Genomic DNA, 11,851 nt, shown 5'->3' on the forward strand with positions numbered 1-11,851 from the left:
GTCTCCTGTGTTAGACGCGGCGCTTCTTGGGCGGACGACAGCCGTTGTGGGGAATCGGCGTCACATCAGTGATGTTGGTGATCTTGTAGCCACACGCATTCAGCGCGCGAACTGCAGATTCACGTCCGGGCCCAGGACCCTTAACCTCTACGTCCAGGTTTTTAAGGCCGTATTCAGCAGCCGCATTACCGGCTCTTTCAGCTGCTACCTGCGCAGCAAAAGGTGTACTCTTACGTGAGCCGCGGAAACCGGAACCACCAGAAGTGGCCCAGGACAGGACGTTGCCCTGACGGTCCGAAATGGTCACGATGGTGTTGTTGAAGGACGCGTGAATGTGCGCGACGCCATCAACAACCGTCTTTTTCACCTTTTTACGGGTACGTGTACCTGGCTTTGCCATGTTTGCCTACCTGTTACTTACGAATAGGTTTGCGAGGACCTTTACGGGTGCGGGCGTTGGTCTTGGTGCGCTGGCCACGGACCGGAAGGCCATGACGATGACGCAGACCACGGAAGCAACCGAGATCCTTCAAACGCTTGATGTTCATCTGTACTTCACGACGCAGATCGCCTTCGACGGTAAACTTGCCCACTTCAGTACGAAGTGCTTCAAGTTGCTCGTCGCTCAGGTCTTTGACCTTGGCGTCCGGCTTAACGCCGGTTGCATCGCAAAGCTTCTGGGCTGTTGTCTTGCCAACACCGAAGATGTAGGTCAGCGAGATAACAGCATGTTTGTTATCGGGTATATTGACACCGGCTATACGTGCCATCCAAATTACTCCGCGTTCAAAGCTTTGCTGTGTGAATTTTCCGCCACAAAAAGGGCGCGAAATAATAGCGCTTGACCCACAGGTGAGTCAAGCGCCACTATTCCGAACCCCTTTTACAATGTCAGCGCTTATCCGAAACGGATCAGCCCTGGCGCTGCTTGTGACGAGGCTCCGAGCAGATGACTCGAACTGAGCCATTGCGTCGAATTACTTTGCAGTTACGGCAAATTTTCTTTACCGAAGCGCGTACTTTCATTGTCGACTCCAGTTTTCAAGGGGAACGGCTTGTTCAGCCGTTCCGTCCATAGCCCTTGAGATTGGATTTCTTCATCAGCGATTCATACTGGTGAGACATCAGGTGCGACTGAACCTGAGCCATGAAATCCATCACCACGACTACAACAATCAGCAGAGAGGTGCCCCCGAGATAGAAAGGCACATTCCCGGCCACCATCAGGAACTGAGGGAACAGGGATACTGCTGCAATATACATAGCACCGAACAGAGTCAAACGGGTCAGCACACCATCGATGTACTTGGCCGTCTGTTCGCCGGGGCGAATACCGGGGATAAACGCGCCGGAACGCTTGAGGTTATCCGCAACTTCCTTGGGGTTGTACATCAGCGCTGTGTAGAAGTAGCAGAAGAAGATAACTGCTGCTGCGAACAGGATAATATACAACGGCTGGCTCGGTGCCAATGCCTGGGAGATATCACTCAGCCACTCCATGCCCTCGCCCTGACCGAACCACTGCCCCAGAGAGGCCGGGAACAGTAGAATCGAAGAGGCGAAGATCGGCGGAATGACGCCGGCCATATTCACCTTCAGCGGCAGGTGGCTGGACTGCTGGGCAAATACCCGACGCCCCTGCTGCCGCTTGGCATAGTTGATGGTCAAACGCCGCTGCCCACGCTCCATGAAGACCACGAAACCGACAACAGCAATCGCCAGAACACCAATTCCGAGAACAACCAGCAAGCTCATTTCACCGTTACGAGCCTGCTCCAGAGTCTGGCCAATGGCGCCAGGAAGACCGGCAACAATACCCGCGAAGATCAGCAGCGAAATACCGTTACCAATACCTCTTTCGGTGATCTGCTCACCGAGCCACATCATGAAGACCGCACCGCAGACAAAAGACACAACCGCCACAAAGTGGAAGCTGAAGCTGTCATTAAAGGTAACGCCCTGTGATGCCAGACCCACAGAAATACCAAAGCCCTGAACCAGGGCCAGGATAACCGTACCATACCGCGTATACTGGCTGATCTTGCGACGACCAGCCTCGCCTTCTTTCTTAAGCTGCTCAAGCTGCGGACTAACCGCAGTCATGAGCTGCATGATAATAGAAGCCGAAATGTACGGCATGATACCGAGTGCGAAGATACTCATGCGCTCAAGCGCACCACCGGAGAACATGTTGAACAGACTCAGGATGGTTCCCTGGTTCTGATCAAACAGTGCCGCCAGCCGATCCGGGTTGATACCGGGAACCGGAATGTGGGCACCGATCCGGTACACCAGCAGCGCCAGAAACACGAACCAGAGCCGCGAGCGCAGCTCTGCAAATCCTTTTCCGGCGCCCGCAGGCAATGATGCTGTCTTGGCCATTTAGTCCTCGACTCGTCTTAGTCTTCGACTTTACCACCCGCGGCGGTAATCGCTTCGCGTGCGCCCTTGGTGACTCGAAGGCCTTTCACGGTTACCGCACGGTCCAGCTCGCCGGACAGGATAACCTTGGCCTCGCGAATTTCTTCGCGAATGATGTCAGCCTTTTTCAGGGCCGCCAGATCCACCACGTCGCCTTCAACCTTGGCCAGCTCGTTCAGGCGGATTTCCGCCACGTAACGCTGCTGACGCGAGGTGAAACCGAACTTAGGCAGACGACGGGCCAGAGGCTGCTGACCACCCTCGAAACCGGGAGCAACGGAGCCACCGGAACGGGATTTCAGACCTTTATGACCACGACCGCCGGTTTTGCCGAGACCGCTACCGATACCACGGCCGACACGCTTGGCGGACGGACGTGAACCGGGTTCCGGAGCAAGTTCGTTCAGACGCATCTTAGTTCTCCTCAACCCGAACCAGGTAATTTACCCGGTTGATCATGCCGCGAATGGAAGGAGTGTCCTCCACTTCCACGGTGTGACCGATTTTACGAAGACCCAGGCCCTTGACGCACAGCTTGTGCTTGGGCTGACAGCCGATCGGGCTGCGGGTCAGAGTTACTTTGATCGTTTTTGCGTTCGCCATGACTTCAACCCAGAATATCTTCCACGGATTTACCGCGCTTGGCTGCAACGTCTTCAGGCGCCTTCATGGCCTGCAGACCCTTGATGGTGGAACGTACTACGTTCACCGGGTTGGTGGACCCGTAACACTTGGACAGTACGTTCTGCACACCGGCCACCTCGAGTACGGCGCGCATCGCACCGCCGGCAATGATACCGGTACCCTCAGAAGCAGGCTGCATGAAGACCTTGGAACCACCGTGCTGCGCCCGAACCGGGTACTGCAGGGTAGTGCCGTCCAACGCTACGTCTACCATGTTTTTGCGTGCAGCTTCCATGGCCTTCTGGATGGCAACCGGAACTTCCCGGGCCTTGCCACGACCGAAACCAACGCGACCTTTACCATCACCCACTACAGTCAGTGCAGTGAAGGCAAAGATACGGCCGCCTTTAACTACCTTGGCGACACGATTGACCTGAACCAGCTTTTCCTGGAGCTCAGGCGCCTTCTGTTCGTTAACGCTCATCTTCTCCACCTCTTAGAATTGCAAGCCAGCTTCACGGGCAGCGTCGGCAAGAGCCTGAACACGACCGTGATAACGGTAACCTGAGCGGTCAAAAGCGACCTTCTCAATGCCTGCTGCCTTGGCGCGCTCAGCAATCAGCTGACCGACCTTCTTGGCAGCGTCCACGTTACCGGTTGCACCCTGGCGCAGTTCCTTATCCAACGTGGAGGCAGTGGCAAGCACTTTGCTGCCATCTGCAGTCGTAACCTGGGCGTACATATGACGCGGTGTACGGTGCACGCACAGACGGTCAGTACCCAGCTCACGGATCTTCATGCGCACTTTGCGCGCGCGACGCAGTCTTTCGTTATTTGCGCTCATAGTCCCGCCTTATTTCTTCTTGGCTTCTTTGCGTCTGACCTGCTCATCCGCATAACGCACACCCTTGCCTTTATACGGCTCGGGCGGACGGAACGCGCGGATTTCCGCAGCGACCTGGCCAACCTGTTGCTTGTCGATACCGCGAATCACAACTTCCGTATTGGACGGAGTTTCAGCGGTAACACCCTCGGGCAGCTCATACTCGACCGGGTGGGAAAAACCCAGTGTCAGGTTGAGCTTCTTACCTTGCGCCTGCGCACGGTAACCTACGCCCGTCAGCTGCAGCTTACGCTCCCAGCCTGTGGATACGCCGGTAACCATATTGTTAACCAGCGCACGAGTAGTACCAGCAAGAGCGCGGGACTGTTTTGCACCATCGCGGGCCGCAAAACGCAGGACATTTTCTTCCTGCTTTACTTCAACCGCCTGGTGAATGGTGAACTGAAGCGCTCCTTTGGAACCCTTCACATTGATTTCCTGTCCGTTCAGCTTAACCTCAACACCGGAAGGCAGCACGACAGGATTATTGGCAACCCTGGACATGTGTATCTCCTAGAATACGGTGCAGATGACTTCGCCACCCACGCCTGCAGCTCGTGCGGCGCGGTCTGTCATAACGCCCCTGGACGTTGAGACAATCGCGACTCCCAGACCACCGGCTACTTTCGGCAGTTCCCCGGCGCCTTTGTACTGGCGCAGACTCGGACGGCTGACCCGCTGAATCTCTTCAATAACCGGCTTGCCGCCGAAGTATTTCAGAGTGATGGTCAGCTCGGGCTTCGCGTCAGCTGAAACAGAAAAATCTGCTACGTAGCCTTCGTCCTTGAGGACCTGGGCTACTGAGACCTTCATTTTTGAAGATGGCATCGTTACGTCAGCTTTTGACGCCATCTGGGCATTACGGATACGGGTAAACATATCCGCAAGCGTGTCTTGCATACTCATTGGTATGAGGCTCCTGATCTTTTTAGTTGTGCAGCGGCTTGCCGCACCGCTTACCAACAGGCACCTGACCGAAGTCAGGCGGCCTATCTTACCAGCTTGCCTTGGTCAGGCCCGGAACGTCACCGCGCATGCCGTATTCACGGAGTTTGATCCGTGACAGCTCGAACTTGCGCAGAACGCCGTGGGGACGACCAGTCACCTGGCAACGATTCCGAAGACGCGAAGGAGATGAATCACGCGGAAGCTGCTGGAGCTTCATCTGTGCATCCCAACGGTCATCATCGCTGGTATTCGGGTTTTTGATAATCGCCTTGAGCTCGGCGCGCTTGGCAGCATACTTTGCTACCAGTTTTTCGCGCTTTTGCTCACGGTTTTTCATTGAAACCTTCGCCATGTCACTCGTTCCTTATTTCTTGAACGGAAAGCCAAAGGCTTTCAACAGTTCGCGACCTTCGTCGTCGGTACCGGCAGTGGTGGTGATGGTGATATCCAACCCGCGGATCTTGTCGACTTTGTCGTACTCGATCTCCGGGAAGATGATCTGCTCACGCACACCCATGCTGTAGTTACCGCGACCGTCGAAGGATTTCGGGTTCAGACCGCGGAAGTCACGAATGCGAGGAACCGCAATGTGCACCAGACGATCAAAGAAATCCCACATGCGCTCACCGCGCAGGGTCACTTTACAGCCAATCGGCCAACCTTCACGGATTTTGAAGCCCGCGACGGATTTACGCGCTTTGGTAACAACCACTTTTTGACCTGCCAGGCGCTCAAGATCTGCCACGGCATTTTCAATCAGTTTCTTGTCACCAACCGCTTCGCCAACACCCATGTTCAGGGTGATTTTCTCGATACGCGGCACCTGCATCACGTTCTTGTAACCGAACTCTTTCTGCAGGGCGGGTACCACTTCCTTAGTGTACTGCTCTTTCATGTTAAGCATCGTAACCACCACCGCTTACTGGTTATCGACAGCTTCGTTCGTGGACTTGAAGATCCGCACTTTGGTGCCGTCTTCCTTGATCTGGAAGCCAACACGATCGGCTTTGCCGGTCTGCGGATTAAAAATAGCCACGTTGGAAGCCTGGATAGGCGCTTCTTTTTCGACGATACCGCCCGGGGTGCCAAGCATCGGGTTCGGCTTTGTGTGCTTCTTCATCATATTGATGCCAGAAACAAGCACGCGACCGTCGTCCAGAACTTTCAGGACTTTACCACGTTTGTCTTTGTCTTTCCCCGTGGTGACGATTACTTCGTCATCTCGTTTGATCTTTTTCATAACCGGCCTCTGGTCCTTTAAAGTACTTCGGGTGCCAGTGAGATAATCTTCATGAACTTCTCGTTACGCAGTTCACGGGTAACCGGTCCGAAGATACGGGTACCAATGGGAGCGTCCTGATTGTTCAGAAGTACCGCCGCGTTACCGTCAAAACGGATCAGAGAACCGTCCGGACGACGCACACCCTTACGGGTACGTACTACAACAGCCTTCAGGACCTGGCCTTTTTTCACCTTGCCGCGGGGGATGGCTTCCTTGACGGTTACCTTGATGATATCCCCAACGGTTGCATAACGCCGGTGAGATCCGCCCAGGACCTTGATGCACATTACCTGACGTGCACCACTGTTATCCGCGACTTCAAGCATTGTTTGAGTCTGAATCATGGTTGTTCTCCGGGCGAATTACACCTTGGCAGCGCGTTCGGTAACTTCCACCAGGGCCCAGCTCTTGGTCTTGGAGACCGGACGGGTTTCCTGGATGGTTACGGTGTCACCAATGTTGCACTGATTGCTTTCATCGTGTGCATGAATCTTGGTTGAACGCTTCATGTACTTACCGTACAGCGGGTGTTTAACCTGACGCTCAACCAGGACCACGATGGACTTGTCCATCTTGTTGCTCACGACCTTGCCGCTCAGAGTTCTGGCAGTTTGGGTAGCTTCGGTCATGTCACTGTCCTGCCTTTTCGTTCAATACTGTTTTCACGCGAGCGATATCGCGCTTCACCTTGCCGAGAAGGTGAGACTGATTCAGCTGACCTGTCGCCTTGCGCATGCGCAGGTTGAACTGCTCCTTCAGGAGGTCGATCAGCTCTTTGTTCAGCTCCTCGACTGACTTTTCACGCAGCTCTGTTGCTTTCATCACATCACCGTCCTCTTAACAAAGGTGGTCTGTACCGGCAGTTTGGCGGCAGCCAGAGTGAAAGCTTCGCGTGCGATTTCTTCCGCGACACCTTCCATCTCGTACAACATGCGGCCTGGCTGAATCTCAGCCACCCAATACTCGACAGAACCTTTACCTTTACCCATACGTACTTCCAGCGGCTTACCGGTGATCGGCTTGTCCGGGAACACCCGGATCCAGATCTTACCGCCCCGCTTGATGCGGCGAGTCATGGTACGACGCGCTGCCTCAATCTGGCGCGCAGTTATACGCCCACGGCTGGTCGCCTTCAATCCGTATTCACCGAAGCTCACCTTGTTTGCGCGCTGAGCAAGACCGGTGTTACGGCCTTTCATTACCTTGCGGAATTTGGTGCGTTTTGGTTGCAGCATAAGAGTGCCCCTTTACTTAGAACCTTTCTTCCCAGAGGCTTTCTTGTCAGCACGGACCTGCTCCATACCACCAAGAATCTCACCTTTGAAGATCCATACCTTTACGCCGATAACGCCGTAAGTGGTGTGCGCTTCATAGGTTGCATAATCAATATCTGCACGCAGTGTGTGCAGAGGTACACGACCTTCGCGATACCACTCGGAACGTGCGATTTCAGCACCCCCAAGACGACCGCCAACCTGAATCTTGATACCCTTGGCTCCCTGACGCATGGCGTTTTGAACCGCACGCTTCATAGCGCGACGGAACATCACACGACGCTCCAGCTGGCCGGCAACGTTTTGCGCTACCAGGCGGGCATCCAGGTCCGGCTTGCGGACTTCTTCGATGTTGATGTGCACAGGCACACCCATCATGTCGCTGACTTCGCGACGCAGACGGTCAACATCTTCACCCTTCTTACCGATAACAATACCGGGGCGGGCGGTATGGATCGTGATCCGGGCGTTCTGAGCAGGGCGCTCGATCACGATCTTGCTGACAGACGCCTTAACCAGACGCTTGTCCAGGAATTCGCGAACCTGAATATCATTCAGAAGATTCTTCGCGTAGTCCTTTTTGTCGGCGTACCACACTGAGTTGTGCTCTTTGATCACACCCAGGCGAATGCCGGTTGGATTTACTTTATGACCCATCTGAGCATCTCCTACTTGTCGGCGACCTTGACGGTGATATGACAGGTGCGCTTGAAAATACGGTCAGCGCGCCCCTTGGCTCGAGCTTTGATTCGCTTGAGCGTTGGGCCCTCATCCACCATCACGGTGGAAACCCGCAGATCATCTACGTCCAGACCTTCGTTGTGCTCAGCGTTGGCAATGGCGGATTCAAGAGCCTTCTTGATCACAACCGCTGCCTTCTTAGGGCTGAAAGTCAGAATGTTCAGGGCGTCCTCAACAGCCTTGCCGCGTACTTGGTCAGCGACAAGACGTGCTTTCTGAGCTGAGAGGCGAGCGCCCTTGTACTTGGCTGCTACTTCCATTTCTATTACCTCAGAATCAGCGTTTAGCTTTCTTGTCGGCCGCATGACCACGATAAGTACGCGTTGCCGCGAACTCACCCAGCTTATGTCCAACCATATCTTCGGTGACATAAACCGGCACGTGCTGCTTGCCGTTGTGGACTGCAATGGTCAGGCCTACCATCTCCGGGAAGACTGTTGACCGGCGGGACCAGGTTTTAATGGGCCGCTTGTCATTTGCTTCCAGAGCTGCCTCGACCTTCTTCAACAGATGCAGGTCTATAAAAGGACCTTTCTTCAAAGAACGTGGCACAGCAATTACCTCTATGTAGTCGTTTACTTGGCCGAACGACGACGTACTATCATCTTGTCAGTACGCTTGTTCTTACGAGTCTTATGCCCTTTGGTCGGAACACCCCACGGAGTAACCGGGTGACGTCCGCCAGAGGTACGCCCTTCACCACCACCATGCGGGTGGTCAACTGGGTTCATAGCAACACCACGTACTGTTGGCCGTTTGCCGCGCCAACGTGATGCACCCGCTTTACCAAGCTGCTTGAGGCTATGCTCACTGTTGGACACTTCGCCCAGAGTGGCACGGCAATCTACAAGCACCTTACGCATTTCACCTGAACGCAGGCGGATGGTGGCATACGCCCCTTCCCGAGCAACCAGCTGTACGGATGCGCCCGCAGAGCGAGCCAGCTGTGCACCTTTGCCAGGCTTGAGTTCGACGCAGTGGATTACGGAACCGACCGGAATGTTCCGGAGTGGCAACGTGGAGCCCACCTTGATCGGCGCGTCGACGCCGGAGCGCACAGGATCACCAGCCTTCATACCTTTGGGAGCGATAATGTAACGACGCTCGCCATCGGCATATTTGACCAGCGCAATGTGCGCAGAGCGGTTAGGATCGTATTCCAGGCGCTCGATGACCGCCGGGATACCATCTTTGGTCCGCTTGAAGTCGATAACACGGTAGTGCTGCTTATGACCACCACCAATGTGACGAGTAGTAATGCGGCCAACATTGTTACGGCCACCAGACTTACTCTTTGTTTCTACCAACGGCTCGTAAGGACGTCCTTTGTGCAGATCCGGGTTGTAAAGTTTTACAACGTGACGGCGTCCGGCAGATGTTGGCTTGGTTTTGACGATCGGCATATTACGACCCCTTTACCTTATTCCACATCCAGAAAATCGATGTCCTGACCTTCTGCCAGCTTGACGTAAGCCTTACGAATGTCATTACGCTTGCCGAACCCGCGGATAGTGCGCTTGAGCTTACCCTTACGGTTCAGAACCTGAACACCTTCGACGGTGACGTTGAACAGTTGCTCAACGGCTTTCTTGATCTCGGGCTTGGTCGCATCAGGTGCTACACGAAACACCACCTGACCACGCTCTGCCGCCAGAGACGCTTTTTCTGATACGTGCGGCCCCAACAGGACCTTGTAAATACGTTCCTGATTCATCCCAGCATCTCCTCGATCTTCTTCAGAGCGGGAACAGTCACCACGACTTTCTCGAAGGCAACCAGGCTGACCGGATCCAGACCTGCCACATCGCGAACGTCCACATGGGGAACGTTGCGGGAAGCCAGGTGCAGATTCTGCTCAACATTCTCAGACAGGATCAGGGCGTTGGACACACCCAGATCGCTCAGCTTGGCAGTGAAGGCCTTGGTCTTGGGCGTATCGACATTCATGTCGTCAACCACAACCAGACGCTCCTGGCGTACCAGCTCGGAGAAAATGGAACGCATCGCCGCACGGTACATCTTGCGGTTAACCTTTTGCTCGAAGTCACGGGGCTTGGCAGCAAAGGTTACGCCGCCTGAACGCCAGATCGGGCTACGAATGGTACCAGCACGGGCACGACCAGTACCCTTCTGGCGCCATGGCTTCTTGCCACCACCACTGACTTCGGAACGTGTCTTCTGGGCCTTGGTACCCTGACGGCCAGCTGCCATGTAAGCAGTAACCACCTGATGCACCAGAGCTTCATTAAAATCTTTGGCAAACGCAGCGTCGGAAACAGAAATCCCCTTGCCGCTACCAGTAATTGTCAATTCCATCGCACCGCTCCTCAGGCTTTAACTGCAGGCTTGATGACAACGTCGCCGCCAGTTGCGCCAGGTACGGCACCACTTACCAGCAGCAGGTTGCGCTCGGCATCGACACGGACGATCTTCAGGTTCTGCACAGTAACCTGCGCATTACCCATCTGACCGGCCATCTTCTTGCCCTTGAACACCTTACCCGGAGTCTGGTTCTGACCAATGGAACCCGGAGCACGATGAGACAGGGAGTTACCGTGAGTAGCGTCCTGCATGGAGAAATTCCAGCGCTTAACACCGCCCTGGAAGCCCTTACCCTTGGACTGACCTACTGCGTCAACCACCTGACCGTCTTCAAACACGGAAACGGTCAGCTCGCCACCGGCGGCCAGGTCTTCACCTTCGCCATCAGCCAGACGGAATTCCCAAACGCCACGACCAGCTTCAACACCTGCTTTTGCAAAGTGCCCGGCAGCCGCCTTGTTTACACGGGAGGAACGACGAGAACCTACGGTTACCTGCACTGCACGGTAGCCGTCGCTTTCGAGGGTCTTGAGTTGGGTAATGCGGTTGGGCTCAACCTCAATTACCGTGACAGGCAGCGCCTGCCCTTCATCCGTAAAAATACGGGTCATACCGGCCTTACGACCGACAACACCAATTGCCATGTTTCACCTCTTAAGTGTACGGGGCTTGCACCCTCTATGGCCTATGACAGTTACACAGACTAATACCGGGCGGTATTAGCCGAGGCTGATCTGAACGTCTACACCTGCTGCCAGGTCCAGTTTCATCAGAGCATCTACTGTCTTTTCCGTCGGCTCAACAATGTCGAGCAGACGCTTATGCGTACGAATTTCATACTGATCACGCGCGTCTTTGTTGACGTGCGGAGAGATCAATACCGTGTACTTTTCCTTCCGCGTCGGCAGAGGAATGGGACCACGCACCTGAGCGCCGGTCCGCTTGGCGGTATCGACAATCTCCTGCGTGGACTGGTCGATCAGGCGATAATCAAACGCCTTCAACCGGATTCGAATTTTTTGGCTTTGCATGATGCACCAAACTCCACTCGTAGCAGCTACTAGTTAGCCGACCTTCAAAAAAAGGAGCCGCATTGTATGCATAATACCCAACCCTGTCAACAGCATTGCCATTGACAGGGTTGAGCGACATTTGCGACCTAAACAGAAAAAGGGGCTGAACGCTCAGCCCCTTTTTCCTGATCAATCGAGCAGATTACTCGATGATCTTGGCGACCACGCCGGCACCAACGGTACGACCACCTTCGCGAATCGCGAAGCGCAGGCCATCTTCCATGGCGATCGGAGCGATCAGGGTGACGGTCATTTTCACGTTGTCACCCGGCATTACCATTTC

The 11,851-nt window shown here is 54.7% G+C and carries 25 protein-coding genes and 1 pseudogene; all 26 read right to left on the reverse strand.

Annotated features, from left to right (window positions below; translation table 11 throughout):
• Nucleotides 1-10 precede the first annotated feature (10 nt).
• A complete protein-coding gene (rpsK, locus tag JIF53_RS11775) occupies nt 11-400 on the reverse strand; it encodes a 30S ribosomal protein S11 (protein WP_007153992.1) in 390 nt (129 codons plus the stop codon).
• Between the two features lie 13 nt (nt 401-413).
• Nucleotides 414-770: a 30S ribosomal protein S13 gene (rpsM, locus tag JIF53_RS11780; protein WP_011784262.1), complete on the reverse strand. Its 357-nt coding sequence runs from the start codon at nt 768-770 to the stop codon at nt 414-416.
• A gap of 142 nt (nt 771-912) precedes the next feature.
• A complete protein-coding gene (rpmJ, locus tag JIF53_RS11785; RefSeq protein WP_008174902.1) occupies nt 913-1,026 on the reverse strand; it encodes a 50S ribosomal protein L36 in 114 nt (37 codons plus the stop codon).
• Between the two features lie 33 nt (nt 1,027-1,059).
• On the reverse strand, nt 1,060-2,382 hold the full coding sequence (gene secY / locus JIF53_RS11790) for a preprotein translocase subunit SecY (protein ID WP_011784261.1): 1,323 nt from the start codon (nt 2,380-2,382) through the stop codon (nt 1,060-1,062).
• A gap of 17 nt (nt 2,383-2,399) precedes the next feature.
• A complete protein-coding gene (gene rplO / locus JIF53_RS11795) occupies nt 2,400-2,834 on the reverse strand; it encodes a 50S ribosomal protein L15 (RefSeq protein WP_011784260.1) in 435 nt (144 codons plus the stop codon).
• 1 nt (nt 2,835) lies between these two features.
• Entirely contained in the window at nt 2,836-3,024 is a 189-nt protein-coding gene (gene rpmD / locus JIF53_RS11800; RefSeq protein WP_008174894.1) for a 50S ribosomal protein L30, read from the reverse strand.
• Between the two features lie 4 nt (nt 3,025-3,028).
• The gene (gene rpsE / locus JIF53_RS11805) at nt 3,029-3,529 is read right to left on the reverse strand and encodes a 30S ribosomal protein S5 (RefSeq protein ID WP_011784259.1); all 501 of its coding nucleotides are present in this window, start codon (nt 3,527-3,529) and stop codon (nt 3,029-3,031) included.
• Between the two features lie 12 nt (nt 3,530-3,541).
• Nucleotides 3,542-3,889, reverse strand: a complete 348-nt coding sequence (gene rplR, locus JIF53_RS11810; protein WP_011784258.1) for a 50S ribosomal protein L18 — start codon at nt 3,887-3,889, stop codon at nt 3,542-3,544.
• Nucleotides 3,890-3,898: 9 nt separating this feature from the next.
• Entirely contained in the window at nt 3,899-4,432 is a 534-nt protein-coding gene (gene rplF / locus JIF53_RS11815; RefSeq protein ID WP_011784257.1) for a 50S ribosomal protein L6, read from the reverse strand.
• 9 nt (nt 4,433-4,441) lie between these two features.
• On the reverse strand, nt 4,442-4,834 hold the full coding sequence (rpsH, locus tag JIF53_RS11820; protein WP_011784256.1) for a 30S ribosomal protein S8: 393 nt from the start codon (nt 4,832-4,834) through the stop codon (nt 4,442-4,444).
• Nucleotides 4,835-4,922: 88 nt separating this feature from the next.
• Nucleotides 4,923-5,228 (reverse strand): 30S ribosomal protein S14, encoded by a 306-nt coding sequence (gene rpsN / locus JIF53_RS11825; protein ID WP_011784255.1) that lies wholly within the window; start codon nt 5,226-5,228, stop codon nt 4,923-4,925.
• Between the two features lie 12 nt (nt 5,229-5,240).
• Nucleotides 5,241-5,780, reverse strand: coding sequence for a 50S ribosomal protein L5 (gene rplE, locus JIF53_RS11830; protein ID WP_011784254.1), 540 nt, complete (start codon nt 5,778-5,780; stop codon nt 5,241-5,243).
• Nucleotides 5,781-5,795: 15 nt separating this feature from the next.
• Nucleotides 5,796-6,116 (reverse strand): 50S ribosomal protein L24, encoded by a 321-nt coding sequence (gene rplX / locus JIF53_RS11835; protein ID WP_011784253.1) that lies wholly within the window; start codon nt 6,114-6,116, stop codon nt 5,796-5,798.
• Nucleotides 6,117-6,133: 17 nt separating this feature from the next.
• Nucleotides 6,134-6,502 (reverse strand): 50S ribosomal protein L14, encoded by a 369-nt coding sequence (gene rplN, locus JIF53_RS11840; RefSeq protein ID WP_011784252.1) that lies wholly within the window; start codon nt 6,500-6,502, stop codon nt 6,134-6,136.
• Nucleotides 6,503-6,520: 18 nt separating this feature from the next.
• Entirely contained in the window at nt 6,521-6,787 is a 267-nt protein-coding gene (gene rpsQ, locus JIF53_RS11845; protein WP_011784251.1) for a 30S ribosomal protein S17, read from the reverse strand.
• A gap of 1 nt (nt 6,788) precedes the next feature.
• Nucleotides 6,789-6,980 (reverse strand): 50S ribosomal protein L29, encoded by a 192-nt coding sequence (rpmC, locus tag JIF53_RS11850; protein ID WP_008174877.1) that lies wholly within the window; start codon nt 6,978-6,980, stop codon nt 6,789-6,791.
• Nucleotides 6,980-7,393 carry a 50S ribosomal protein L16 gene (gene rplP, locus JIF53_RS11855; protein WP_011784250.1) on the reverse strand — a complete coding sequence of 138 codons (414 nt, stop codon included), beginning with the start codon at nt 7,391-7,393 and terminating at the stop codon, nt 6,980-6,982. Before rplP ends, rpmC begins: the two co-directional genes overlap by 1 nt.
• Nucleotides 7,394-7,405: 12 nt before the next feature.
• Nucleotides 7,406-8,089 (reverse strand): 30S ribosomal protein S3, encoded by a 684-nt coding sequence (gene rpsC, locus JIF53_RS11860; protein ID WP_011784249.1) that lies wholly within the window; start codon nt 8,087-8,089, stop codon nt 7,406-7,408.
• A gap of 11 nt (nt 8,090-8,100) precedes the next feature.
• Nucleotides 8,101-8,433, reverse strand: a complete 333-nt coding sequence (rplV, locus tag JIF53_RS11865; protein ID WP_008940674.1) for a 50S ribosomal protein L22 — start codon at nt 8,431-8,433, stop codon at nt 8,101-8,103.
• A gap of 16 nt (nt 8,434-8,449) precedes the next feature.
• Nucleotides 8,450-8,725, reverse strand: a complete 276-nt coding sequence (rpsS, locus tag JIF53_RS11870; RefSeq protein ID WP_007154011.1) for a 30S ribosomal protein S19 — start codon at nt 8,723-8,725, stop codon at nt 8,450-8,452.
• Between the two features lie 23 nt (nt 8,726-8,748).
• A complete protein-coding gene (gene rplB, locus JIF53_RS11875) occupies nt 8,749-9,576 on the reverse strand; it encodes a 50S ribosomal protein L2 (protein ID WP_011784248.1) in 828 nt (275 codons plus the stop codon).
• A 17-nt stretch (nt 9,577-9,593) separates the two neighbouring features.
• The gene (gene rplW / locus JIF53_RS11880; protein WP_008174862.1) at nt 9,594-9,887 is read right to left on the reverse strand and encodes a 50S ribosomal protein L23; all 294 of its coding nucleotides are present in this window, start codon (nt 9,885-9,887) and stop codon (nt 9,594-9,596) included.
• A complete protein-coding gene (gene rplD, locus JIF53_RS11885; RefSeq protein WP_011784247.1) occupies nt 9,884-10,489 on the reverse strand; it encodes a 50S ribosomal protein L4 in 606 nt (201 codons plus the stop codon). Before rplD ends, rplW begins: the two co-directional genes overlap by 4 nt.
• Before the next feature lie 11 nt (nt 10,490-10,500).
• A complete protein-coding gene (gene rplC, locus JIF53_RS11890) occupies nt 10,501-11,139 on the reverse strand; it encodes a 50S ribosomal protein L3 (protein WP_011784246.1) in 639 nt (212 codons plus the stop codon).
• 75 nt (nt 11,140-11,214) lie between these two features.
• A complete protein-coding gene (rpsJ, locus tag JIF53_RS11895) occupies nt 11,215-11,526 on the reverse strand; it encodes a 30S ribosomal protein S10 (RefSeq protein ID WP_004580743.1) in 312 nt (103 codons plus the stop codon).
• A gap of 184 nt (nt 11,527-11,710) precedes the next feature.
• Nucleotides 11,711-11,851: pseudogene (locus JIF53_RS11900) on the reverse strand (elongation factor Tu); the annotation flags it as partial.

This window comes from Marinobacter sp. bablab_jr008, from assembly GCF_016464145.1.
GTDB lineage: Bacteria > Pseudomonadota > Gammaproteobacteria > Pseudomonadales > Oleiphilaceae > Marinobacter > Marinobacter nauticus.